The sequence below is a fragment of the Flagellimonas meridianipacifica genome (assembly GCF_003001695.1).
In the GTDB taxonomy this organism is placed as follows: Bacteria; Bacteroidota; Bacteroidia; order Flavobacteriales; family Flavobacteriaceae; genus Flagellimonas; species Flagellimonas meridianipacifica.
In genome coordinates this window covers 1,720,031-1,744,409 of sequence record NZ_PVYX01000002.1, presented here as the reverse complement: position 1 = coordinate 1,744,409, position 24,379 = coordinate 1,720,031, and the positions used below count along the sequence as shown (strand labels likewise).

The following is a 24,379-nucleotide window of genomic DNA, read 5'->3' as shown; positions in this document are numbered from 1 at the left end:
TAATGCTGCTTTTCACGACCATGCTCTTATAAAATGTGCTTGTGGGAAGGGAGAAGAAAGGTCGAGCGGCATTAGCCGCTCGTGCTTTCGCGTGGCTCTGAGGGTGTCGCAAAACCCAAAGGTTTTGTGACTTCCGAAGGAGCTGAGGAATTCTTTGCGAGAGTTTATTGGTCGGGTTCAACTTCCAAATTAAAGTCTTTTATCTTTAATTCTTTTGTACGTGTAATTGACCAAAATGACTATTCGTTATTTAAATGCTTCTCAAAATGAAGAAGATGATACATTATATCGTCAAGATTATATTTTTCTGGAACCAACTTTCCATTCATAAAATAGCGCGGCGTGTATTCCAGTCCCGATTTCTCAAACCAATTTTGATGTGTTTCCATAAAATCGTGACTTTGTTCCATATTCGATTCACCGGATTTATATTTCTCACCGGTCATTACCGCCTTTAAAATTGAAAATCTATTTTCAATCTCTTCACTAAATATCAATTTAAAAATTTCATCTTCCTCTTTAGAGTTCCATTTTTTTACCATTATAACATTTATAAAGATAGAGGGCCTTACCAAATGCAGTCTCAATAATTTTTCAAATGCCTTTTTGCATGCTTCACAGAGAGGGTTTAATACTATGGTTATCTCAACGTCTTTAGGTGAAGAAATCATATTAATTGAAGCTTTCCCTAAGTTAGTCGCAATAGTAGGTTTGCCCTTCAAATAATGTTCTAAGATTTCCTCGTCCAGGGAGAATAGATTTCTTGAAAGTGATAACTCCTTTGCTCTGGAATTCTTCTCTAAATAAATTTTCAACAATAAGGTCAATGCAAAACATAAGAGTATTATGGGTAAAGAAAGTACATCTGCTTTAATGTTCATTTCGGATAATGAATTTATAGGAACATGTAATAAAGAGTAAAGGAAATGCACCAATATCAAAAACTGAATCGACAAACATAACATACACCATTTCCTGATCACTAATGATTGATAAATTATGGAATATGGTAAATACAGTATCGAAAGATAGCCTAACAGATTTAGAAGGTGATACTGACTTTCTTTTAAAGTAGATAACAGAGTAAAAATAAAAATAAATAGATACCAAAATAAACTCAAATCACTAGCTTTTACTGTCCCGAAAATGTATGAGCCTTTAGAGTTTAAAACTGTGTTGCAATCAATATTACTCCCGATTTTACAGAAGGAATTCAATACAATATTGGATTCGACCAACTTAATTGTAAGGGAAAGAACAAAACCAGACAGTCCAATAAAAAAGTAAAATAAATTAGCTTTGGACGGATTAAGTAGGACTAAGCTAAATAGGGACAATACTAAAAAAGAGGTCAAATACTTTATCTTCTTCCCATTATTTTCTTCTAAACTAGATATACTTAATGTTGGTTTATTTTCTTTTTCAAGTAATAGGAAAACTCCATTTGAATCCTGAAAAAAATCCACTTTAGACAAAGTTTGGTAGCCATTAACAGAGTCATGAATAATTACCTTGTCATCAGTTATTGTTGTAATTATCACAAACCGTCCGACCCCATCACTTAGATGAGTTATCGCTGGAAGCGGAATTTGATTTAATTTTTCAATTTTTATTTGAACTACCAGAGAGGAGAATCCCATCTGCTTGAATGCTCTTTCTAATAAATTTAATGTTGGATATAAAGGATTGTAGGCAAACCAATCCAAATACTCTTTTGAAATCTTAATATCAAAAAGTTTCAGTGCATTTGATAATGTGTTTTCAAAATTCTTTTCATAATCATTTGTTGTATTAAGAGTATTCATGAATCTAAGAAAGTTGGCTTATAAAAAATAAAAACAACTACGATTTTCACTTAAGTTAATTCATTTTAAATCAAAGAATTGTTGCCCTCATTAAAATTTAAGCATGTATTTTTTATGTTTTGCATTTTGAGACTTAATTCCATGTGGAATTCAGTTACCAAAGGGGTATTTAAATAAGTATGCCTGTGTTAAATATTGATTTCAGTCTGACACCGACTCAATCACAATATGTTAAATTGACTATTCCAAAATTACCGAGGTAATCTTTTAAGGGTATCAATCCATTCCATAGTCGCAAAGAATCAATATTGGTAGTGTCAGCAATTGGCCAAATACAATTTACTTTTTCTTTGTTACCCGTTTCCGGATTTTTAACATCAAAAGATCTAATTTGAGTCCCATAGATTTGGGGCTTACCATTATACATTAAATATCTATCGTGATACATGGCGGCCAAACCTTTGTCTAACTCATTTTTTTTCGCTGCTTCTAATATTATATCTAAATATTTTCCTTGTTTGGCTATGGGAGCATGTTGGAGAACTAAAAATGCAGCCTTACTTGCAGAAGAACCTACTAGTGATTTTCCAGGAAATCCGTTTATTTGATTGATGATTTGCTCTACCCGAACCAGGTTAGATGAATCCAATTTCCTCTGTTTTTCCCAAATCCGTTGTAGTTCTACCGAATCAGATTTCTGATTTTGCAACGCAACTATTTCAGATCTAAACTTTTGATCTTCGATTAAAATGCTATCAAGTTCGATACTTAGTCTTTCTAAATTCATATTGGATTTATTGTAATCGTTTTTACAACTCCAAGTTAGAGTATACATAAAAAATATAAACAGACAGCCATTTCTCATAAACCATTAAATATAAAGTAGAAATTAAGCTCCTTTGAGGAGATATGAAAAACTGATGATACAGGAAATATCTTTACAACTCAATTCCTCTACTAAGATTAATGTTGACCTATTGAATCTTGAATATTTCATTATCAAATAGTTAATCAGGTTATCGCCAAATTATCCTTATTTTTCATGCTATACTGCTTCAATCATAATGAGAGAAACATTTAATCTCTATGCAAATGATACTTTCTTTTAATGTAAAAGAAATTAGTTAAAAATTTCGAGTTGTTTTTTCGGCTTATTTCATTCCCAGACAGCTGTGTATGGATTATAATTACATTTCTTAGGTTTGGAAAAAGGATTTTCTGCATCTTTCAAAAATGCTCTACAATCAGGACATAAATATCTAAACTCACAATCTCTGCAAATATCAATTTGGTCCTTATTAATCTTCCAATATTTTCTGAAGTTATCAGAAATAGAATTTTTAATGGCTACTTTTTTAACATTGCCATAAGTTTCTGGTAATGATGGACAATTTTTAATGTTGCCTGTTGCAGAAATAGTCATTTTTCCATTGAGACAGCTATTGTATTCTTGTGCTTCACTAAAGGATTGGAAGTTAATCGAAAAATAGTTTTCTTTTATTGTCCCACAACAACTGTTGTCGTGAATCAATCCTTTATGAAAAGAAATTCTTTGAATAGCTTCCTCATTTTCATTAAGTTTTAAATCTTGAGTTCCAAAAACATGTAAATGCGCAATTCTTGGAAATAATATTAGTAACCTTAATAGGTTTTTTCTATTCCATTTAGCACTGTATTTTAGATAGATGATTAAACTGTTAACATCGGTGGAATCTAGTTGTTTCAATATAGCTTCTAAAGATTCAAGAGAATAGCCATCGTAAAATCTAATCTCAATAAATTTACATCCTTGTTGATTTAGCTGTTGGATTACATCTAAGATATTATAATCTGAACTGTTATTGTGTTCGATGATTGCGTTTGAAATGACAGCGGGATAGGCCCAATCTAGTTTTAGTCTAGGAAACTTTTTTGGATTAGAGGTAAAAAAGCCCACCTCTTTTTCTACTAGAAAATCTACTTCTGATTTTATTTTATCTCGAACCTCTTCGTCTTGGAAATCAAGAATTTCATGATATGGAACGTTTTCAAACTCCGTTAAAAATTCGTACAATCCAAGACTTATGAAATATATGTCCTTCTTTGCTAAATCACATATCGTACAGCGCTTTGCTCCTTTTACAGGGATACATGATTGAAACAATAAAAAATACTTCATTCATCGAATTTTAATGTGGAAATCACCCTGTAGAAACTCTTACAATTCAAAAAGCCAGTATTTTTAGTTTTGAAATTTGTAATTCGATTCAGTTTAACCGTAGTACCAAAATCATCTTCAGTAAGTCTACTAAAAATTATTGGGACCTTAGATTCGTCGTTTTCTCTGTTATTCATTTGTCTTGTCTAATTGAATTAGATATTCGGCAATTTTTTTTTCAAGCTTATAATTGCAAGGAAAGGACGTCATACCAAATTGCCCCACAGGATTAACTTCTAAAAAGTAGTATTTCCCATCAATAGATTTAATTAAATCTATTGACCCCGTTTTTAAGTTTAAATCAGCCATTAGTTTTTTTAATGAAAATTTTATCTTTTCATCTAATTCATAAGGTACACAACGATTTGGATTGTCATTATTATAATTGCGAAAATCTATCTTTGTTTTTTTATCTAATTGGGAGAATATGGCCATTGGATAAAACTCGTCATCAAGAAAAAAAACTCTTAGTTCATATTCTTTCTCTATCAATGACTGAAAAAAAGAAGGAAAAAAGTTTTCGCTGATATTTTCAATAAAGTCATTATCTACTTCTATTGTTTTAGAAGAATGATATTTAGATTTTAAATCAGTAAATACTTGGACCTCGTTGAGATTCTTAGATATAACTCTTCCGTGTTGATTTTTAAACCTTATTAATTCAAGTTTGGAGGTAGTAACAAGTGAATATGGCGTTAGCAAACCGTTAGTTTTTGCTAATTGCAACACACGGAGTTTACTTAAGCGAATTTTTCTTGGATCTGACAACCAAACTTTTTCTTTAAATAAATCAAAAAAAAAGTTGTTGACTACTCTTGTCTCATTTTTAACGTACTCGGAGAGCCTCAACAAATTGTTTTCGCTAGCTAAAACTCCTTCAGGCAAATCTTCGTAAGTAATCTTAAATCTTGATTCAAATTCAAGCCATCTACGGAACCAAACAACATTTACTTCTTCTATTAACTGATCAAAATTTGAATTGCCCAAATCAGTTGTAAAATCCTTGAATATATCCGCGCCGTTAATGCGTTTGTATTTTGCGCCATAGTAATCTAGCCAATTTTGAACATCCGAAGTCGAAGGGTCATAATTTTCTTGACTAAGAATTAGTATCATCTACTTAACCCGTTACTTCCGAGGATTCGATTAGAAGATATTGTAAGAGTATTAATCTCAACAAGATGAATACCAATCACCATCTGAATGGTAGTCTGGCATGGTTGGTCCATACAAACTTATTGTATTATTCGCATGGCAGGTGTCAGTGGCGGTGCCTTCGTTACCATAATAACCACCAGTAATTTTCTTGGAAATATCAGATTTCAAAACATCCTCCTCAAAGGAACTTAAACTTAATTTTTTCATAATCAGAATTAGATTAACAATTAATCAACATGAACTATAATAATCTCCATCAGAAGTATTATCGCCATCATAACCCTCAAAAAACCCATAAGTTGAATGCCATGTACATTGACTAGTGTCACTTGAATACCCCTCATTATAATACCCACCGGTTATTTTCTTGGAAATATCAGATTTCAAAACATCCTCCTCAAAGGAACTTAAACTTAACTTTTTCATGATAGCTTGTCTTTAATGGTTAACATCAGTGAAAATTTTTAAAAACAAATATAAATTTGTAAGGCTTTCTTGCTTCTAATTTAGTAAATATTTTATCAGTATAAGCGATTTATTATATTATTTTTTCGTTTTTTCTTCTTTGTATATAACGATAATACATATAATTAAGAAAGAAAAAGACTAATAATTAACAAATGAATTATTTTTCAAGAATATCTTTTTCCATGAAATGTTTCAATAAAATAGATTGGAATACTATTAACAAAATCCTGGGAGGAATTAATCTAGTTATAGGTATTTTGCTTTTAATTAAAACGTACTATTTGACAGATAGAAGAATATATTATTTGTCTACCTTGCCAAAAAAAGGGTTTATTCCAAATACTACCCCTTCATTTGCTGAATTATTACTTAAAGACAGCATTCAATTAACCATAGGAATTTTATTAGTATCATCTGGTCTTTTAATCTTTCTCAAAAGAAAGTTAGGTTGGATTTTAGGATATTGTGGCTGGTTAATTTCAATTGTAAGTTTAATTACTTTCGTACTTTTTCGATTAAAAAACGATTCAATTGTAAAGCTTGAATTTAACAGTTGGATTCAAATTATGAATACCCTCATACCATTTTTAAGCTTGATCTCTATCTTACTTCTTTCTCTTAAACCTGTAAGGGAAGTCAATAGGATTAGTTTCAAATCTTGGTTTTTAAGTTTGATATTCTTTTCAATTCTTATGTTAGTACTTAGCGTGTCCTGAAGATTTAAGTTTACTTTTGGAATCAAAATGTTTTGATTCAATAATTATTAAAGGGCATAATTAAACGATAGTCTCCGTAACGTTTATTGTATATTTCAATAACCTCCTCTAATTTTTTGTTCCAAACAGTTGTTGACTTCTTCTCGTCAAGATGCTTGACTCTGTAATAATCGCACACGACTATTTTTTTTCTTTGCAACTTAGCTTGATAACTAATTTCCCAGTCATATCCCCAACCACTTCGTGATTTAGGAAATCCTCCAAAACTATCAATAAAATCAATCCTCAAAAGAGAGCAAAGTAAGTCGGCATGTCTAACAATTCTATTGTCTTTATTGCCTCTATTGTACATCCAGGGATAATACTTTTTATCAGAGTTTTTGGTTAGAGATGTACTGATTTGTATAACATCAGAATTACATTCTATGATTTCTAGTAAATGTTGGAAATCTATTCTAGTAACAGGTAAAATATCGTTAGCAATAAATAATATGTACTTAGAATTGTTAAGTTTTGCCAATGATATACAGTCAACAATTCCTCCACCAACACCAGAATTAAATTTATTCTGATGGGTTATATAATTACTTTTATTTGAAGGACTGTCATTATCCAAAATATGGATTTTAAAATTAGGGTTCCACTTAGAAAGTTTTAGAAAAAGCTTATCAGTTCTACTTCCCCCACAATAATCCAAGATTACACAAAAAACTTTATCCATCATTTTGTTCTACATAAATTTTAGTGTTTTAAGAAAAAGATTATATGCCATAACCTTTTGTTTGAAATCAAACATATTTAAGAATGCTTTTACTATATATGGGTAAAGCTCATTTAAATCTGTAGTATGGTTAATTTTTTTTATCTCGGAAAGAAATGAATTTATACATAAAGCCGACAGATTTAACCAATCTCCATCAAACTTTCCAATTTGGACATTGTAGTTTTTTAGAATGAAATCCTTCAATTCTTCTTTATTTTTTTCGAAATTACTTTGAGCAACTTCTGAAATTTGGTTTAGAACATCATGAGAAAAACTTAAGTTTTCCTCTTGAAGCAAGTGATAAAAAAAATTGTAACTCATTTCTTTGGTGAAGGAGACAACATTTGAGAATACGGTGAATATTTGAAGAATTATTTCTACCGAATAGTCAGTGTGATTTTCACCGTACATTTCAAATGTAGAAAAAAGGACCTTGCTTATATCGCGATGAAAGCTTTCAGAAATCCTAATGAAACCAACTGAGAAATTAAAATCAAATACTCCGTAGTGGATAGAGTTGTTCTTGAAATCTGTAAACAAACTACCCATTGGCACTGACTTTTTAGTCTTATTAGATGGATTTTTCAATAAGTAATCTGAAAAATAGCCATCAATCTTTTTTGCCAATATTATGGCCTTATTTTTATTTGTTTTTAAAGAAAGTCTGATGTGCTCACCTCTATCACTATTTAGAGCTACATAATAGCTTTCTAAATCTGATTCCTCATCAACAAATGGAACTATTCCCTCTAAAATAATTTTATACCACGCTTCGCGTGCATAAAAAATAGAAACTGCCAGGAATACTGTATCAGGTTTTTTAAACATTTATCAGTTAATATCTTAACAGAAAACGGTTTCACCAAAACCATTTGGGTTTACGGCAATCTTCTTTTCCTTCCGATTTTTTTCCATTATAATTCGATTATTGATTTGGGAAAAGAACATCATCATATCCATAATCTGAATATCATCAATAATTTCATGGAAAACATTTTTGTTTAATTTATCAAATAACTCCAGAGGATTTTTTTGTACGATTCCCAACTTTAGGCGCATTTCACACTCTTTATTTTCTAATGAGTATTCATTAGGTGATTTTAGCCAATTTCCTTGGTTCCATTTATCATTCACTAGAAAATTGGCATATTCATAATTCCTCTTTTCCGGAAAGAGATTGTAAATAGATTCAGAGTTAATCAATCGACTGATTGCTATTTTTCCCCTGAAATACTTATTGTTATCAAACAGGTATAGAAGCTCAGATTTTGCATGGTCAATGAATCTTACAAAGATTTTGAATATTGATGTAGCATTTGACTCGTTTATCAATCTTTCCTTATCATCATGCACCAAAGCTTGAAGGAAAGATTTTTCAGAAATAAAAAGCGCTTTTCTTCCCAACAGTTCCAAACGATTTCTAAGGTCGAAATCTTCAAAACCATACCCAATCATGGACTCATCGTAACCCCGTATTTTTAGAAAATCCTTTTTTCTCATGCAGATTCGTCCGAAACAATCCCTTTTCGTGGTACGTTTATCTACGGTCAAATATGCATTTCGCTCTGTTCTGAAGCTATCATCTATGTACTCCGCAAATCCTTTCCCCAAAAAGTTATCTGCATCAACGTTGCATATAATATCTCCATCGGCTTGTTTGGAAACAACGTTCTTTGAATGGCTCATAAAAAATTTTTCTGGCTTTTCGGTTTTTAGATATACCAATATTCCTTGACTTAAGTAATACCCCATTTCAGAAAAAATCCAATTTTCCAAATCATCTTGAGAGTTGTAGTCCAGTACGACAAATTCCAAGTTTCCGTAAGAAATATTATCTTTTATATTTTTTGGAAGGGTTTCTTTTAAATGATGTACTCTGTTCATACAAACCGTACAAAATGAAATTTTAGACTTTTTCATAGCTTATTGAACAACTCGGCCAATTCAATTTCGCTCTGTTGAATCGATTTGTTTTCCGTTTTTATTCTAAAATTGTATTCACTTGCACTTGGAGTTTCAAAACCATCACTTATGCCTGTAAAATTCTTGATTTCACCCATCCTTGCCTTCTGATAAAGATTTTTTGGATCTCTTTTCTCACATTCTTCTAAAGAACAATCCACGTATATCAAAGTCAGATTATCCCGACCAAGAATCTCGATTATTTTATCCCGATTTGATTTATAAGGCGTAATTGCTGCCACAATTGGAATTATTTCAACGGTTATCAATATCTTGCATATTTCAGCTATTCTTCTAACATTTTCCGCTCTGTCGTTTTTGTTAAATCCCAGGTTATTGCTAACACCTTTTCTAATGACATCCCCATCAAGAAGGAATGATTTGCGACCATCTTTATCAATCATGTCGGAAAACACTGTTGAAAGAGTAGTCTTTCCAGAACCTGAAAGACCAAAAAACCAAATCGTTTTAATTTTCTGCATTGAATATAAAACTAAGGGGTGGGGAATTCATAATTGAACATTGCAATATCCTTTTCGTATATTTTCTCGATAATTTTTATTGACGTTTCATCATAATATTTAGTGTAATGCTCATGAATAGTTTTGTTCACATGAGGAAGTTCCAAACTATTTTTACCGTTCCTTTTAAAAAATGAATCTAGTCCCGCCTGAAGATTTTCAAACTTCAATACTTCATCGACTAAAAGATTGTCCCCTTTATCACAAATCCATTTATATTGGGGCATGAAGTGAAGTTGTTTTAAAATAGCATCCGTTTGAAAAGCTTCTTTGACAAACGCATTGAAATTACCATCGAACCTTTGTACGAATTTCTTTCCATCCCTATTGTCTGCATCATTTCTACCACCTTTGTTAAGATATAAAAAAGAGGAAAGTGTTCGATCCCATGGATTCCTGACTATGGTGAAGAACGAGTAATTATTTCCTATATCCTTGACTAAATTTTCGAGAGACACAAACTCTGAATTTCGTATATCGTGTCCTTTGACCAAGATGTCAAGTCTATGAGCAACTGTTGCTATTGAAGTTCCTGCTGTTTTAGGAATATGAACATAAACTAAAACCTTATTCATATCGAAATATATCTTTAAACTTATAAAAAATTCGCTCTGCTATGGTCAAATCCTCAGTGATGATTTCTGCACTGCCCAAAAGTTCTTGATCAAAGGTTAGTCTTCTATTGTAGGAGGTTTTCATTCCTTTTGGTAAAGAAATATAGACAAAATAATTACCCTCATTATCCGGGGAAACAGATATGTTATCTACTATTCCAATAAGCATACCGTATTGTTGATATGGAAAATTGTCTAGTTTCACCAACACTCTTTGTTGAGAAGTAACTTTTCCAGCATTTTGAGAAGGCAATACAAGTTTACCTACTAATTTTCGTGTATCCGTTGGGAGAATGGAAAATACCACTTCTCCAGATTCTATATACTGATTCTCACCCCAAAATTCTTGAAAACCTACAACTCCATCAATGGAAGATGACAACATGTAATTCTGCTCCCAATCCCTAATCGCTTTTTTTAACGCATTTAGCGCTTGCGAAAGATTTGCTACAAGACGGGTACCATCTTCTTGTTTTCTAACTTTTGTTTCATTTAGGGTCTGGGATGCAGAAAATATGGCTTCTCGCATTTGGGAAATGGAAATAGCCAAAGAAGTAAGATTTTTTTCAATTTGAAGTTTTTCTAGTTCTTTTAGCTCAAATTCTTGCTGGGAGATAACACCCTTTTCAAACAAACGTTTATGGCGTTCGTAATCCTTTTTTTCTAAATCATACTCTACTCCTAATGACGTTTTCTGCGCAATCTGGTTTTTCAATTGAAGCTTAATTTCTTCTAATGACTGCTGATTACTGTATAATTTAGAAGTATAAGGGTCTAAATTCCTTAAGATATCATAATCCACATAACTTTTTTCAAAGTTGATATATGCAGTTTCTATGTCTCCCAAAGCAAAATGGGAAACTTTTTGAATTGGAAAAACGGTGTTCCAGGAATTATTAAATATTGTATCCACGATAGATTTTAGCCTTAGAACATCCTCTGTATTCGCGGTATTTTTGAAGACAGCTAGGCGTTGGTCAACTACTACAGTGTCTCCGTTCTCAATATAAATCTTCTCTAAAGCACCCGAATAACGTGCAACAACTTTTTCCGTTGGTCTTTCAGTAGTTACAATTACTCTAGCCGTCACTAGGTCAGGATATTTAATCAAAAAACATAGTGTCAATATAATTAGGGTAAACATAAATATTAAAGTTATGCCCCAGCGCACTATCCAAGAGGGAGGATTGCTAAGTATCTCCTGAACTTCCTCAGACCTTAAGTTCAGTTTTTCTGTTTGGCTGTCTTCAGAAATGCTCTCCATCTTTTAGTTTTTCGAGCTCCAATTGGTTGCTTACCAAATTATAATAAGCTCCTTTTAAATGTAACAACTGTCTATGCGTACCTGATTCTATCATTCTACCTTCGTCCATAACAACAATTTTATCTGCATTTTTGACTGTGCTCAGTCTATGAGCAATGATTATCACTGTCCTGTCTTTAAAAAAAGTGTTTAAATTTTCCATAATCACTCGTTCATTTTTCGCATCTAATGCAGATGTCGCTTCGTCAAAACAAAGTAAATGAGGGTTTTTATATACTGCTCTGGCTATAAACAACCGCTGTTTTTGACCTGTGCTAATCCCAATACCTTCATTTCCTATTTTAGTATTGTAGCCAAGAGGTAAAGATTGTATGAAATGATGTATGTTTGCTATTGTGGTAGCTTGAATTAAACGCCCCTCATCAATTGTATCTGTGCCTACTGCGATGTTATTTGCTATAGTATCATTGAAGACATAGCCTTCTTGCATAACTACTCCACAGTTATTTCTCCATGCACTAGGGGACACTGTTTCAAGAAATTGATTACCATACAAGATATTCCCTCTATTAGGGGTGTAAAACTTTAATAAAAGCTTCATCAATGTGGTTTTACCGCTTCCACTCGCTCCAACAATTGCAGTAACTTTATTAGCAGGTATCTCCATGTTCAACTCTTGGATAACATCCTCATCACTACCTAAATAACGGAAGCAGACATTATTTAGCTTTAAATCTTGATTCGATTTTATTTTTTGAATTAATTGCCTGTCTCCTTTTTCTTCATCATCCTTATTGTGTATTTCTGCTAAGCGCTCCATACTGATTTTAGCATCTTGATAGGAGCGTATGAAGCCTACCATTTCACCTATTGGTGTATTTAGCTGACCTATTATATACTGTATTGAAAGCATCATCCCCAGAGTTATATCGCCCTCTATTACCAAAACTGCAGATGTAAATGTGATGATTATGTTCTTAAACTCATTAATTACTGAGGATCCCACGCCTTGGGTCTGCTCTAAAGCTAAGCTTTGTATGGAAACTTTAAACAGCCTTGCCTGCAAATACTCCCACTTCCAGCGTTTTTGTTTCTCGGCGTTGTGCATTTTTATTTCTTGCATACCATTGATAAGTTCGATTACCGTGCTCTGCTCTTGACTCAGCTGTGAAAAACGCTTGTAATCCAGTTCCTTTCTTTTTTTGAGGAAATAAGATATCCAGAGGATATATAAAAGGCTACCTATTAAAAATATTCCAAAAATAGATATGCTATAATAGAAGAGTACTGCGCCGAATATCAACAGATTAAACAAAGAAAACATCGTGCTAAGTGTAGAGCTTGTCAATAGTTTTTCAATACGTGCATGGTCACTAATTCGCTGCATAATGTCACCTGTCATGCGAGTATCAAAATAAGCTATTGGCAAAGCCATAAGTTTGATAAAAAAATCCGATACCAAGGAAATGTTGATTCGAGTGCTGAGGTGTAACAATATCCAGCCTCTAAAAATCTCTACACTTGTACTTCCCAAAAAGAGCATTATCTGTGCCGCCAAAACCAAATAGATAAAATTGATATCCTGATTTTGTATACCCACATCAACAATACTCTGTGTGAGAAAAGGAAAAATAAGTTGCAAAAGACTGCCAACGAGTAGCCCTATGCACAATTGTACCAGTAAACTTTTATATTTAAATAAATAGTTTTTAAGAAAAAAAAATGATTTCTTACTTGTATTCTCCCATTGTATTTCTTTAAATTTTGGAGTTACCTCCAACAACAAAGCAATACCTTCTTTGGAATATTCAGTTGCTTTGCTTCCAATCCAACCTGTTATAAATTCTTTCGATGAATATGAAATCAGACCATAAGACGGATCGGACACATAAACAACATCTTTTTTAATTTTATAAACAACGACAAAGTGACTGTCTTGCCAGTGAACGACACAAGGCAAAGGAGCTTCCTTGAATTGAGAGTAACTTATTTTCACTCCCAATGCTTTAAATCCAATAGTTTCGGCTGCTCCAGCTAACTTAAGCAAATTACTACCTGAACGTGTAGCTTCAGAGAGATTTCGAATTTCTTGTAATGAAATAAGTCTTCCATAATGCTTAGCTATAATTCGCAAACAAGTAGGTCCACAATCTTTAAAGCCAGGCTGTTTATAAAATGGGAATTTTTTTTTCAAAAAATGAGTAATTTATTACATAAATATAATATAATTGGTTACGCATTTTATTCCAGTAGAAAAATTTAGTCACTAAATTTTTATCATTATGCTTGTAGAAGTAAGCTCAATGGTCACTTTTTTTAAAATGACATGATTATATAAAAAGCCTGGTAAGGAAAAATTAAGGACATAACCTGTGTTACGGCACCTAAGGGAATCCCTGAAAATCAAAATGTGGTCATAAACGAAGGGCAATCCAATGAAGATGTCGTAGAATCTATATACAGCAAGATTAAAGACTAATTAATTCTCAAACCAAGTGAGTAAGTTTTTTCTAAATTACTTAGATGAGCTTGAGGCAGAAGCCATTTACGTTCTTCGGGAGGTATGGGCCCAATTTCAAAACCCAGTTATTCTTTTTTCCGGAGGGAAAGACTCCATTGTTGTCACACATCTTGCCAAAAAGGCCTTTTACCCTAGTAAGATTCCCTTTTCCTTAATGCATATTGACACCGGACATAATTTTCCTGAAACCATTGAATTCCGTGATAACCTCATAAAGTCATTCGGAGTACAATTGATTGTAGGGTCGGTTCAGAATTCCATTGACGAGGGCCGCGTTGCCGAGGAAAGTGGAAAAAATGCCACACGAAACTCCCTTCAGATTACAACCTTGCTCGATTCAATAGAAGAACATCAAATTGACTGTGCCATTGGTGGTGGAAGACGTGACGAAGAAAAGGCAAGAGCTAAGGAGCGCTTCTTTTCCCATCGTGATGATTTTGGTCAATGGGATCCCAAAAATCAGCGCCCTGAACTATGGTATCTATTTAATGGCAAGCATTTTCAAGGGGAACATTTTAGGGTATTCCCAATTAGCAACTGGACCGAGATGGATGTATGGAACTACATTAAAAGAGAAAACATTCAAATCCCATCCCTTTATTTTGCCCATAAAAGGGAAGTGATTTGGAGAAATGACAGTTGGATTCCGGTTTCAGAGCATATTACCTTACACGAAAAGGAAAAAGTTGAGACCCATAAAGTAAGATTTCGTACGCTTGGCGATATAACCATTACCGGTGGTATTGAATCTGAAGCCGATACTTTGGAAAAAATTGTTTACGAAGTGGCCGCCATACGCCAAACGGAAAGGGGAAATCGAAGTGACGACAAAAGATCCGAAACAGCCATGGAGGACCGAAAGAAACATGGATATTTTTAAACCCTGAATTAATGTCCATAGAGAATAACCAACTTTTAAGATTTACCACAGCTGGAAGTGTGGATGACGGAAAAAGCACGTTAATAGGCCGACTTCTCTATGATTCGAAATCTATTTTTGAAGACCAACTGAAGGCCGTTGAGAGTGTAAGCAGAAAAAAGGGAAATAACTGTGTAGACCTTGCGCTCTTTACCGATGGTCTTCGTGATGAAAGGGAGCAGGGAATCACTATTGACGTGGCCTATCGCTACTTCACCACACCCAAACGGAAATTCATTATCGCAGATACTCCAGGGCATATTCAGTACACGAGAAATATGGTGACTGGGGCATCCACAGCCAACGCAGCTATAATTCTGATTGACGCAAGACACGGAGTCGTAGAACAGACCAAAAGACATACATTCATTGCTTCTTTGTTGAACATACCCCACCTTATTGTATGCATCAATAAAATGGATTTGGTGGATTTTAAAGAGGAGGTCTTTAATACCATCGTTCAGCAATTCGTGGAGTTTACATCGAAAATGATTATTCGGGATATCCGTTTTATCCCATTGAGTGCTCTCTTGGGCGATAACGTGGTAAACAAATCCCAAAATATGGATTGGTACCTCGATGCGCCATTGCTGCACACCCTCGAAACGATACATATAAGTAGCGATGTAAACAAAATAGACTTAAGATTTCCTATTCAGACCGTATTGAGGCCCCAAAGCAAGGAGCATCCCGACTTTAGGGGATATGCAGGCAGAATCGCCAGTGGTGTCCTGCGTGTAGGTGATACGGTAATCATTATGCCGTCTGGCTTTGCCTCAACAGTAACCGGCATTCAAGGTCCAAAGGAATCGCTCAAAGAAGCATTCGCCCCAATGTCAATAACAGTTACGTTAAAGGATGATTTCGACATTAGCAGAGGTGATATGATAGTTCGCCCCAACAATGTTCCTGATACGGCCCAGGATATTGAGGTAATGCTTTGCTGGTTGCATAGAAATCCAGCCAGAACAAGAGCTAAATATATCATAAGGCACACCACAAACGAACAAAAAGCAATTATAAAGGAGGTTATTTACAAACTTGACATTCAAACATTGAGCAGAAATCTAGAAGACAGCCAAATAGATATGAACGATATCTGCAAAGTCAGAATTAGAATTACAAAGCCATTGATGGTCGATTCCTATCGGGTAAATCGAATAACTGGAAGTATTATTCTGATAGATGAGTCAACAAACGAAACTGTTGCCGCTGGAATGATTTCTTGATTGTACATCATATGAAAAGTGAATCTAATTAAAGTTCGAAATTGCTTAGTTCAGAATCTCACCTAAACTTTCAGGATATAGTGGTTAAACTAAATCAATATTCCATTTTATTAATATTTCCCTATCTCGAACTTATTTAGTAGTTCAGTTCATAGACTTTCGAAAGTTACTATTAAGGCTAATTTGTTTTCAGATTTTTCCCATATCCAACTCGGGAATCATGTTGGCGGCCTCTTTCATCTTCTTATCAATGATTTTTGCATAAATTTCTGTCGTTCGAATTTCTCGATGTCCCAAGCGTTTTGAAACCGTATAAATATCCGCCCCATTTTCAAGTAATAGCACTGCATTAGTGTGTCTTGCGCTATGGAAAGTTATATGCTTTGTTATTCCACCTTTCATGCACCATCGAAGGATTTCAGTATTGTAAACCGCACCATATTTTAATCCTTTAAAAACTCTTTCATTTCTATTAGTTCTCTTCCCTAATAATTCTCTCGCTTGGCCTGAAATATAAAGGTATTCAAGCCCATCGGTTTTTTTCTGCCTAAAAATAATTCGTGAGGTTCCATCTTCGTCTCTTACTTCCGCCCAGGTTAATTTGTTGATGTCACTCCATCGCAATCCAGTAAGACAACTGAATATGAACGCATTCTTAAGGATGGGATATTTACATTCGGTTTGTGTCAAGGCTTGTAATTCAGAATAGGTTAGATATTCCCGTTGTGATTCGGCCTGCTCAAATCCCTTGACCGATTTGATAACATTGGTATCAATATAATTCTCGTTGTAGGCTTCCCTAAGCGCGGCCTTAAGTTTATTGAAATAGGTGTATTTAGAATTTTGAGATAGGGGAGTATTACTCTTAGTTTTCGCCTTAGTGTTAAGGTAACGTCTGAATCCTCTAACAAAATCGGTATCAACATCCTTTAATTGAATATGTGTAGGAGCATATTTTTCTAGATGTTTAAAGGCAGCATCCCAATTCCCGTAGTTCCCTTTGGATTCGTAACGCTCTTCTTGCAATTTTTTATAGAAATCAAAAAGGAGGATATTCCCTTTTTTATTGTCTTTTAGTTTATACTTACCTTGATAGAATTCTGATTTCCGAATCGAAAGGATTTTCTCAGCCAATTCATAGATCTCTTTGTTCTTTCTTTTTTCATCCGGAGTCGAGGGATTTTCCAAAGGGTACATTTTCAAATACTCAAAATCCCTGTTGTATTTATTGATTCCGTTCTTGTCAATAAAGTGACCCTTATAATATTCTATAAAAAGGCTCAACTTTCCATTTTTAATCTTTTTGCTTTTTAGACTTATTTTCATTTCGAGGTGAAATTTTTTCACCTCTTTTGTCAAAAATCATGTTAAGGTGAAAATTAGGTGAAATAAATGTATGAAAATAGGCTATAAAAAGAAACGAAGAAAAGAAATATTTTTAAACAACTTATTGATTATCAATTAAATGAAAACAAATGAATCTAAATGAAATTTAAAAATCAACTTATTTATTTTCCGATGCAAAAGTTGGAAAAAATATTTCCCAATAAATCATCTGTGGTTACACTTCCGGTAATTTCTCCTAAATGAAACAAGGCTTGACGAATATCTATGGCCATTAAATCTCCTGCTACGCCGATATCCAAGCCCTCTTTTACCTTTTGTATTTCTTCCAGTGCTTTCAAAAGGGCATCGTAGTGTCTGCTGTTGCTTACAACAATGTTGTCACCTTTCAAGGTCCCAGTCTCAACAGAATTATATAGTTTTTCTTTCAAGGTTTCAACGCCTTCCCCAGTTTTTGCCGATATAAATGAGACGCCAGGAACGGAAGCTTTTAATTTTTCCATCGTTTCCTTATCCAAAGTATCGGTTTTGTTGCAAATGGGCAAAAGAGGTTTGTCTGGAAACTTTGTTGTGATTTCTTGGAGGGTTGAATCATTATAGTTTTTTCCATCAAAAAGGTAAATAACCAATTTAGCCTTATTAATTTTTGAAAAAGTAAGTTCAATTCCAATTTGCTCGACAGTATCTTGGGTATCTCGAATACCTGCCGTATCAATAAATCTAAAGTTTATTCCTTTAATGCTTATTTGGTCCTCAATGGCATCTCTAGTGGTACCTGCAATATCGCTAACAATGGCTTTTTCCTCATTCAACAGCACATTAAGTAAGGTGGACTTTCCAACATTGGGTTCTCCCACTATGGCAACAGGCACCCCATGTTTCATCACATTTCCTAGAGAGAATGAATCAATGAGCTTTTTTAGGACTTCGCTTATTTTTAAAAGAAGGGTGTTGAATTGATCTCTATTGGCAAACTCAACATCTTCTTGCGAAAAATCCAATTCCAACTCAATCAGCGAGGCAAAGTTCAAGAGTTCTTGACGCAATTCTTCAATTTCGTTACTGAATCCACCCCGCATTTGTTTCAATGCGATTTCATGGGCCGATGCACTGTCGCTGGCAATCAAATCGGCAACGGCTTCTGCTTGGCTGAGGTCCATCTTTCCATTTAAAAATGCTCTTAGGGTGAATTCACCGGCCGAGGCAGTTCTACAGCCATTTCTCAATAAAAGCTGTACAATTTGTTGTTGGATATATGGAGAGCCGTGGCAGGATATTTCAACAACATTCTCACCTGTATAGGAATTAGGGCCTTTAAAAACTGAAACCAATGCTTCATCCAATGCCTTGGTTCCATCTTTAATATGTCCCAAATGGACAGTATGTGTTTTTTGATTGCCCAATTTCTTCCCTCGAACTGAGGCGAACAAGGAGTCGACTATGGAAATAGCCTCTTCTCCTGATACGCGAATTATTGCGATTGCCCCAACGCCTGGAGGGGTTGCCAAAGCTACAATGGTATCTTGATACGACATGGGCGCAAAAATACAAATTAGTCAAGTGTAACGTTATGAAGAAATTATATACTAATATGTTATATCATCAATATCAATCAAAAAATGGAATTAGTTAATCAAAATGTTCTACGCAAGGATAATACCTTGCTAACTATTATGCACCTTACCCAATTATTAAGTTACGCCATTGGATTTGGAGGATTTATTGTACCCCTGATTATCTGGTTAAGTTCTCGAAAAAGTGTAGAAGGAATGAACGAGCATGGTAAGGCGGCAGTGAATTTACAGTTGAGCTTATTGCTTTATATATTGATAAGCATCCCGGCTATTTTACTTTTAGGTCTAGGGATATTAGGCTTAATTGGAGTGGCTATTTTAGGGTTTGTGCTTCCGATAGTAAATGCAGTTAAAGCGTCTAATGGAGAATCGCCATCAAATTTCTTGACCATACCTTTTCTATAAAAAGAAAAAGCCAAAGCATTTGCCTTGGCTTTTTCCAATTTTTATGGTTGGTGACTAATTGTTCAACATAACGGGCATAACCAGCATAGTGATATGTTCGCCTTCATCCAATCCATCTGCAGGGGTTAAAATACCTGCACGATTGGGAAGACTCATCTCCAAAGTGACATCATCTGCGGAAAGATTGCCCAACATTTCTACCAAAAATCTGGAATTGAAACCTATTTGCATATCATCCCCTTGGTAGGAACAAGACAAACGTTCGTCCGCCTTATTGCTGTAATCCACGTCTTCTGCTGAAATATTCAATTCCGCTCCAGCAATTTTCAACCGGATTTGATGGGTGGTTTTATTGGAGTAAATGGATACCCTTCGCACCGAACCCAAAAACTGTCCTCTGGAAATAGAGAGTACATTTGGATTCTCTTTAGGAATGACCGCTTCGTAATTGGGGTATTTTCCATCTATTAGCCTACAAATAAGCTCGGTATTATCAAAAATAAACTTGGCATTGCTATCATTGTACTCAATGGTAACCTCAGATTCTGAACCTGCCAAAATTCCCTTCAAAAGATTCAAAGGCTTTTTGGGCATTATAAATTCGGCGGTCTGATTTGCCTTTACATCAGTACGTTGATACTTTACCAATTTATGGGCATCAGTGGCTACAAAAGTTAGGTTCTCTGTTGAAAACTGAAAAAATACACCACTCATTACTGGTCTCAGGTCGTCATTGCCAGCTGCAAAAATCGTTTTGTTGATAGCGGTCGCCAATATATCTCCTAGAAGTACCGTGGAACTAGGATTAGAAACCTCTATGGCCTTGGGGAATTCAGCCCCGTCAGCATAAGCAAGGGCATATTTTCCATGATTGGAACTGATTTCAACCGTATTATTATCTTCAACGACAAAGGTTAGGGGTTGTTCCGCAAATGTTTTTAAAGTATCCAAAAGAATTCTTGCTGGTACCGCAATAGCACCCTCGGAATCGGAATCAACATCCAAAACAGAGCTCATAGTGGTTTCCAAATCGGAAGCAGATACCGTTAACTTATTCTGCTTTAAGTCGAACAAAAAATTGTCCAAAATTGGCAAGGTGTTGCTGTTATTGATAACCCCACCTAAAACCTGAAGATGTTTTAATAAATATGTACTGGATACTATAAATTTCATTAAAGAAAGTCTTTTGGAATTTTGTTCGAGCCCATCACGTCAATCGGCCAAAACTAAATCGATAAAAACAAATATATCTCAAATGAGCGAAGCTAAGAAACAAATTTATCAACACTTACGTGCTATATTTCCGTTTTCGGAAATAGCCGAAAGCCAATCCCGATAGCAGCGTTAAAACCACGGGAAGCCCTATGTTCAGTAACCGCCATTTGGTTCTTTTGTTCGCTACCTTTTCTACGTCCAAAACTGGGATGGTCACTTTTTTGTTCCGGATGTTTATAAGTCCGGTATCATCCAAGAGGTAGTTGGTACAGTTAATCAAAAATTCCTTGTTACCGTAAAAGCTGCTTGTCCATTTATCAAACCCGAGTTCAAGGGGTTGACCGTTCCGTAGTTGGTTTTTTATAAGATCTCCATCAGCAATGACAATCATCTTGTTAGCTTCTCCATCTTCCACAGCGTTCTTTGGTTGAAAGGGCTTGACCCTGTTTTTATAGGCAGAGCTGAATTCTCCTTCCACCAGTACAGCCAAAGGTTGATTCCCATCATTATAAGAATCTTTGTTTGGAGGCGTGTTCAAAATATCCAAACCAATTTGTTTGGGCGTTCCCTCGGTTTTGGACAATGGTGAACTTTGTAGCAAAATCGTTTTCTCATAGCCATTATCCAACAAATCAATTGAATTTGCAAATTGATAGCGCACAGCTTCGATATTGGAGTTGATGGGGTGGCTGTTTTTTGAAAAAACCATGGGATTATAGTACCAGGGCACTGGATTGAATTGTGAATCATTTCCTTCTCCAGATGCCAATACGATTTGAGTAAAGTAAAGGTCATTTACAAGCACTGGATTAATGCGAACGCCATATTTGAAAAAGAAATCATTCAGGTTTAGTTCCCTTGGAAGGGCCATGGCCTTACCACCGCCTGCAAATATACTGTCTACTTCCATGGCCACTTTATCAATGAGCCAAATGGATTTGCCTCCATTCACAATAAACTGGTCCAATACATATTTTTCTTTTTCAGAAAAGGCTTTTGTCGGCTTGGCAATGAGTGCCAAATCAAAATTGTTCAGTTGGTCCAGAACTGCCTGAGGGTTGCCGGCCACTGAATCCAAAGTGATGATTCCCAAATTATAGTAATCCCGTATTGAAGTGAGATAGTCGGCTATATAGATGTCATCCAACTCCCCATTACCCTTTATTACTGCGATGCGTTTCTTTTCTTTAAAACTTAGCTTGGTGAACGCATCAGCAAAAACATATTCCAATTGCTGCACAGAGTTATTGATACGTTCTTCGGCACTTGACCCCAGCTTATTTTTGAGTAAAGGGACTTTTACCGTTTGGTCATTGTAATTCACCATGGCCCATGGAAAAATAAGCTCTTGGGACACTTTGCCTCCTTCTTCGACGGTGACATTGGCAGGTTTCAAACCAATACGTTGCAAATCCAAAATGGTCTGTTGACTTTGCGCTTCGTCTTCCAAAGGATTGACAAGGTTAAATTTGATATTACTGTTAATTGAAGAGAAGGATTTAACCAATTGCAGCGTTTCTGATTTCAGTTTTGCAAACTCGGGTGGGATATTCCCATCCAACAGAACATCAATTATCACGGGACCTTTAAACTTTTTTACAGCTTTCATAGCAGGCTCTGACAGGGTAAAGCGAGCATCTTCGGTTAAGTCAAATCTTTTGTAGATAAAACTTCCCAAAATATTTAGCAAAAGAAGAATTGCCAGACCTTTTATAATACTAATAACAAACTTTCCTTTCATTGGGTCAAACGGCTTAATCGTGCATGGGTCAAATACAAAAAGAAAAAGGCTATGGATAAGAAATAAATCAAATCCCGTGTATCCATGATTCCCCTGGCTATGCTATCAAAATGGACTCTCGCCCCCAGCTGTTGGATTTGAAGCTGTGTATCTCCATTGGGAAACAAAGTGGAGAAAGCATCAAACCCGTTGAACAACAAGAAACAAAGCAAAATTCCAATGATAAATGCGACAATCTGATTCTCCGATAGGGTAGAAGCAAAAAGACCTATACCAACGTAAGCCGAAATAAGAAAAAGAAGGCCAAAATAAGACCCGAGTACGACGCCCAAATCATAGTTTCCTGGAATGATGCCCAAATCAGATATGGCAAACACGTATATTATGGTTGGTATTATGGCAATCAAACAAAGAGAAAAGGTTCCGAAAAACTTTCCAAGGATCATTTTCCAGATAGAAATAGGCTTTATCAATAGCAATTCGAGGGTGCCAAGCTTTCGTTCTTCAGAAAAACTCTTCATGGTTATGGCAGGAATAAGAAATATAAAAACCCAAGGAGCCAATAAAAAGAAGTTGCCAAGGTCTGCAAAGCCATAATCAAAAATGTTGTAATCTCCTTTAAAAACCCAAAGGAACAAACCATTCAGCAAGAGGAACAATCCAACTATAAGATAGCCAATGGGTGCTGTAAAAAATGATTGGATTTCTCTTCTAAAAACTGCAAACATTAAAATTCATTTGAAGATTGAAGTTTGTTGACGCTCCATGCCTCTGGCTTTTCGGAAAACAAGGTTTTGGTATTCTGCCAAACTTCTTTAAAAAAGCTTGAATTTCTGTAGGCCTCCAAGCAAGATTCATTTTCCCAGAAACTGTAGGTGAAAAATATGTTTGGACGTTCTATGTCTTGGTACAATTCCAATAAGTTACAACCTGAAAATCCCAATATTGTGTGTTTGGATGATTCAAAAATGCTTTCAAAACTAGCGATATTTTCGGGTTTAAAGGTCAATTTTACAATGCGTATCAACATTTATAAAAAATTAATGGTTATGGTATCGCGATAGTTAAGTCCCAATAGGGTGGAAGCTCCTCCAACACTATTTAAATCACTTTTATAAATGGACAGCTCCACAAGACCCGCAGTATTAAATAAGGCTAATGCATCTCCTGGCCCCTTCCTTTGACCTTTGTCAAGTTCATAATTAATAATGCCATTATAGGCATTGTGCAAGGTTCTTATTTTGTTGGTTCTCGCGACTATTTCGAAATCCCTTCCATTTCGATAGGCTTCAAAAAGGGTTTTCCGAATATTGGTGACAGCATTTCCATAATTATCAATGTAAATTACATTGCCAATAATGGTTCTTCCGTCATTGGTAATTCTAGGTTCAAATTCTTTGGATTCCTTAAGATTTTTAAAAGGCCGACCTATGACTTCCAACTTTCCGCCACGGGCCAAATGGCATGCCACCGGGACAAAAACCGCCAGTGCAGGGAATGAATCTATCTCATCTTGTGGTAAAATGATTTCCATAATGGAATCAATATTTAAATCAGAAGTTACTAGGGATATGATTCCATTGTTGGCCCCAATAAAAAAATGACCATCTGCCTCAACCACAATGTGCTCATTCTCTGGAGAAAGCTCGGAATCCACACCAATCAAATGAATGGTTCCCTTAGGGAAATAATGGTAACTGTTCTTCAGTATATAGGCGCATTCTTGAATATTAAAAGGACTAATTGTGTGGGAAATGTCAACAACAGTTACTTCAGATACATGGTTTAGAATAGTTCCCTTTATGGCGCCTACAAAGTGGTCTTTTTGCCCAAAATCAGTAGTTAAAGTTATGATTGCCATGCAATACTGTTGATATGTTTTTCGGCGCCCAAAATGATTTTTGGTTAAGTTTGTGGGGTAAAAATAAACAAATTAGAACGAAAACATTTCTTCGAAAATAAC

23 protein-coding genes are annotated in these 24,379 nt (G+C 35.0%); 3 read left to right on the top strand and 20 right to left on the bottom strand.

Annotated elements, in window-relative coordinates; translation table 11 throughout:
• Positions 1-239: 239 nt before the first annotated feature.
• The 13 genes from CLV81_RS18020 to CLV81_RS17950 all read right to left on the bottom strand — a co-directional run bounded on the left by CLV81_RS18020 (position 240) and on the right by CLV81_RS17950 (position 13,662).
• Positions 240-1,805, bottom strand: coding sequence for a vitamin K epoxide reductase family protein (locus CLV81_RS18020; RefSeq protein WP_106146989.1), 1,566 nt, complete (start codon positions 1,803-1,805; stop codon positions 240-242).
• Positions 1,806-2,022: 217 nt separating this feature from the next.
• Complete coding sequence (locus CLV81_RS18015; protein ID WP_146129938.1) at positions 2,023-2,592, bottom strand: DUF6624 domain-containing protein; 570 nt, start codon at positions 2,590-2,592, stop codon at positions 2,023-2,025.
• 369 nt (positions 2,593-2,961) lie between these two features.
• On the bottom strand, positions 2,962-3,963 hold the full coding sequence (gwsS, locus tag CLV81_RS18010; protein WP_106146985.1) for a grasp-with-spasm system SPASM domain peptide maturase: 1,002 nt from the start codon (positions 3,961-3,963) through the stop codon (positions 2,962-2,964).
• 168 nt (positions 3,964-4,131) lie between these two features.
• Positions 4,132-5,118 (bottom strand): grasp-with-spasm system ATP-grasp peptide maturase, encoded by a 987-nt coding sequence (gwsG, locus tag CLV81_RS18000; RefSeq protein WP_106146981.1) that lies wholly within the window; start codon positions 5,116-5,118, stop codon positions 4,132-4,134.
• Positions 5,119-5,175: 57 nt separating this feature from the next.
• Positions 5,176-5,367, bottom strand: coding sequence for a hypothetical protein (locus CLV81_RS17995; RefSeq protein WP_106146979.1), 192 nt, complete (start codon positions 5,365-5,367; stop codon positions 5,176-5,178).
• Positions 5,368-5,391: 24 nt separating this feature from the next.
• Complete coding sequence (locus tag CLV81_RS17990; RefSeq protein ID WP_106146977.1) at positions 5,392-5,586, bottom strand: hypothetical protein; 195 nt, start codon at positions 5,584-5,586, stop codon at positions 5,392-5,394.
• Positions 5,587-6,381: 795 nt separating this feature from the next.
• Complete coding sequence (locus CLV81_RS17980; protein ID WP_106146974.1) at positions 6,382-7,068, bottom strand: glycosyltransferase family 2 protein; 687 nt, start codon at positions 7,066-7,068, stop codon at positions 6,382-6,384.
• A 6-nt stretch (positions 7,069-7,074) separates the two neighbouring features.
• Positions 7,075-7,935, bottom strand: a complete 861-nt coding sequence (locus tag CLV81_RS17975; RefSeq protein ID WP_106146973.1) for a hypothetical protein — start codon at positions 7,933-7,935, stop codon at positions 7,075-7,077.
• A gap of 15 nt (positions 7,936-7,950) precedes the next feature.
• Complete coding sequence (locus CLV81_RS17970) at positions 7,951-9,027, bottom strand: glycosyltransferase family A protein (RefSeq protein WP_106146971.1); 1,077 nt, start codon at positions 9,025-9,027, stop codon at positions 7,951-7,953.
• A complete protein-coding gene (gene cysC, locus CLV81_RS17965) occupies positions 9,024-9,551 on the bottom strand; it encodes an adenylyl-sulfate kinase (RefSeq protein WP_106146970.1) in 528 nt (175 codons plus the stop codon). Before cysC ends, CLV81_RS17970 begins: the two co-directional genes overlap by 4 nt.
• An 11-nt stretch (positions 9,552-9,562) precedes the next feature.
• Complete coding sequence (locus CLV81_RS17960) at positions 9,563-10,165, bottom strand: sulfotransferase family 2 domain-containing protein (protein WP_106146968.1); 603 nt, start codon at positions 10,163-10,165, stop codon at positions 9,563-9,565.
• Positions 10,158-11,468 carry an HlyD family secretion protein gene (locus CLV81_RS17955; protein WP_106146967.1) on the bottom strand — a complete coding sequence of 437 codons (1,311 nt, stop codon included), beginning with the start codon at positions 11,466-11,468 and terminating at the stop codon, positions 10,158-10,160. Before CLV81_RS17955 ends, CLV81_RS17960 begins: the two co-directional genes overlap by 8 nt.
• Positions 11,452-13,662: a peptidase domain-containing ABC transporter gene (locus CLV81_RS17950; RefSeq protein WP_106146965.1), complete on the bottom strand. Its 2,211-nt coding sequence runs from the start codon at positions 13,660-13,662 to the stop codon at positions 11,452-11,454. Before CLV81_RS17950 ends, CLV81_RS17955 begins: the two co-directional genes overlap by 17 nt.
• Before the next feature lie 301 nt (positions 13,663-13,963).
• Between CLV81_RS17950 and cysD the strand changes: the two genes are divergently transcribed.
• Both cysD and CLV81_RS17940 read left to right on the top strand, forming a co-directional pair.
• A complete protein-coding gene (gene cysD / locus CLV81_RS17945; protein WP_106146964.1) occupies positions 13,964-14,869 on the top strand; it encodes a sulfate adenylyltransferase subunit CysD in 906 nt (301 codons plus the stop codon).
• Positions 14,870-14,880: 11 nt separating this feature from the next.
• Entirely contained in the window at positions 14,881-16,137 is a 1,257-nt protein-coding gene (locus tag CLV81_RS17940; protein WP_106146962.1) for a sulfate adenylyltransferase subunit 1, read from the top strand.
• A 189-nt stretch (positions 16,138-16,326) separates the two neighbouring features.
• Here the strand turns inward: CLV81_RS17940 and CLV81_RS17935 are convergent, their stop codons facing one another.
• Entirely contained in the window at positions 16,327-17,463 is a 1,137-nt protein-coding gene (locus CLV81_RS17935) for a tyrosine-type recombinase/integrase (protein ID WP_106146961.1), read from the bottom strand.
• 182 nt (positions 17,464-17,645) lie between these two features.
• Complete coding sequence (gene mnmE / locus CLV81_RS17930; protein ID WP_106146959.1) at positions 17,646-19,016, bottom strand: tRNA uridine-5-carboxymethylaminomethyl(34) synthesis GTPase MnmE; 1,371 nt, start codon at positions 19,014-19,016, stop codon at positions 17,646-17,648.
• 84 nt (positions 19,017-19,100) lie between these two features.
• On the opposite strand from mnmE, the gene CLV81_RS17925 reads away from it, so the two are divergent.
• A complete protein-coding gene (locus tag CLV81_RS17925; protein WP_106146957.1) occupies positions 19,101-19,460 on the top strand; it encodes a DUF4870 domain-containing protein in 360 nt (119 codons plus the stop codon).
• Between the two features lie 54 nt (positions 19,461-19,514).
• Here the strand turns inward: CLV81_RS17925 and dnaN are convergent, their stop codons facing one another.
• From dnaN to CLV81_RS17900, 5 genes are all read right to left on the bottom strand, one after another.
• Positions 19,515-20,633, bottom strand: a complete 1,119-nt coding sequence (dnaN, locus tag CLV81_RS17920; protein WP_106146955.1) for a DNA polymerase III subunit beta — start codon at positions 20,631-20,633, stop codon at positions 19,515-19,517.
• Positions 20,634-20,748: 115 nt separating this feature from the next.
• Positions 20,749-22,416, bottom strand: a complete 1,668-nt coding sequence (gene gldG / locus CLV81_RS17915; protein ID WP_106146954.1) for a gliding motility-associated ABC transporter substrate-binding protein GldG — start codon at positions 22,414-22,416, stop codon at positions 20,749-20,751.
• Positions 22,413-23,144: a gliding motility-associated ABC transporter permease subunit GldF gene (gldF, locus tag CLV81_RS17910; RefSeq protein ID WP_106146952.1), complete on the bottom strand. Its 732-nt coding sequence runs from the start codon at positions 23,142-23,144 to the stop codon at positions 22,413-22,415. Before gldF ends, gldG begins: the two co-directional genes overlap by 4 nt.
• Positions 23,144-23,446 carry a putative quinol monooxygenase gene (locus tag CLV81_RS17905; RefSeq protein WP_106146951.1) on the bottom strand — a complete coding sequence of 101 codons (303 nt, stop codon included), beginning with the start codon at positions 23,444-23,446 and terminating at the stop codon, positions 23,144-23,146. Before CLV81_RS17905 ends, gldF begins: the two co-directional genes overlap by 1 nt.
• Positions 23,447-24,277: an SAM hydrolase/SAM-dependent halogenase family protein gene (locus CLV81_RS17900; protein WP_106146949.1), complete on the bottom strand. Its 831-nt coding sequence runs from the start codon at positions 24,275-24,277 to the stop codon at positions 23,447-23,449.
• Positions 24,278-24,379: the final 102 nt, after the last annotated feature.

What these genes read in the sequence shown, in the direction of transcription:
- CLV81_RS18020 (WP_106146989.1), bottom strand. Translation starts at nt 1,805, where the DNA reads ATGAATACTCTTAATACAACAAATGATTATGAAAAGAATTTTGAAAAC.
- CLV81_RS18015 (WP_146129938.1), bottom strand. Translation starts at nt 2,592, where the DNA reads ATGAATTTAGAAAGACTAAGTATCGAACTTGATAGCATTTTAATCGAA.
- gwsS (WP_106146985.1), bottom strand. Translation starts at nt 3,963, where the DNA reads ATGAAGTATTTTTTATTGTTTCAATCATGTATCCCTGTAAAAGGAGCA.
- gwsG (WP_106146981.1), bottom strand. Translation starts at nt 5,118, where the DNA reads ATGATACTAATTCTTAGTCAAGAAAATTATGACCCTTCGACTTCGGAT.
- CLV81_RS17995 (WP_106146979.1), bottom strand. Translation starts at nt 5,367, where the DNA reads ATGAAAAAATTAAGTTTAAGTTCCTTTGAGGAGGATGTTTTGAAATCT.
- CLV81_RS17990 (WP_106146977.1), bottom strand. Translation starts at nt 5,586, where the DNA reads ATGAAAAAGTTAAGTTTAAGTTCCTTTGAGGAGGATGTTTTGAAATCT.
- CLV81_RS17980 (WP_106146974.1), bottom strand. Translation starts at nt 7,068, where the DNA reads ATGATGGATAAAGTTTTTTGTGTAATCTTGGATTATTGTGGGGGAAGT.
- CLV81_RS17975 (WP_106146973.1), bottom strand. Translation starts at nt 7,935, where the DNA reads ATGTTTAAAAAACCTGATACAGTATTCCTGGCAGTTTCTATTTTTTAT.
- CLV81_RS17970 (WP_106146971.1), bottom strand. Translation starts at nt 9,027, where the DNA reads ATGAAAAAGTCTAAAATTTCATTTTGTACGGTTTGTATGAACAGAGTA.
- cysC (WP_106146970.1), bottom strand. Translation starts at nt 9,551, where the DNA reads ATGCAGAAAATTAAAACGATTTGGTTTTTTGGTCTTTCAGGTTCTGGA.
- CLV81_RS17960 (WP_106146968.1), bottom strand. Translation starts at nt 10,165, where the DNA reads ATGAATAAGGTTTTAGTTTATGTTCATATTCCTAAAACAGCAGGAACT.
- CLV81_RS17955 (WP_106146967.1), bottom strand. Translation starts at nt 11,468, where the DNA reads ATGGAGAGCATTTCTGAAGACAGCCAAACAGAAAAACTGAACTTAAGG.
- CLV81_RS17940 (WP_106146962.1), top strand. Translation starts at nt 14,881, where the DNA reads ATGTCCATAGAGAATAACCAACTTTTAAGATTTACCACAGCTGGAAGT.
- CLV81_RS17935 (WP_106146961.1), bottom strand. Translation starts at nt 17,463, where the DNA reads ATGAAAATAAGTCTAAAAAGCAAAAAGATTAAAAATGGAAAGTTGAGC.
- mnmE (WP_106146959.1), bottom strand. Translation starts at nt 19,016, where the DNA reads ATGTCGTATCAAGATACCATTGTAGCTTTGGCAACCCCTCCAGGCGTT.
- CLV81_RS17925 (WP_106146957.1), top strand. Translation starts at nt 19,101, where the DNA reads ATGGAATTAGTTAATCAAAATGTTCTACGCAAGGATAATACCTTGCTA.
- dnaN (WP_106146955.1), bottom strand. Translation starts at nt 20,633, where the DNA reads ATGAAATTTATAGTATCCAGTACATATTTATTAAAACATCTTCAGGTT.
- gldG (WP_106146954.1), bottom strand. Translation starts at nt 22,416, where the DNA reads ATGAAAGGAAAGTTTGTTATTAGTATTATAAAAGGTCTGGCAATTCTT.
- gldF (WP_106146952.1), bottom strand. Translation starts at nt 23,144, where the DNA reads ATGTTTGCAGTTTTTAGAAGAGAAATCCAATCATTTTTTACAGCACCC.
- CLV81_RS17905 (WP_106146951.1), bottom strand. Translation starts at nt 23,446, where the DNA reads ATGTTGATACGCATTGTAAAATTGACCTTTAAACCCGAAAATATCGCT.
- CLV81_RS17900 (WP_106146949.1), bottom strand. Translation starts at nt 24,277, where the DNA reads ATGGCAATCATAACTTTAACTACTGATTTTGGGCAAAAAGACCACTTT.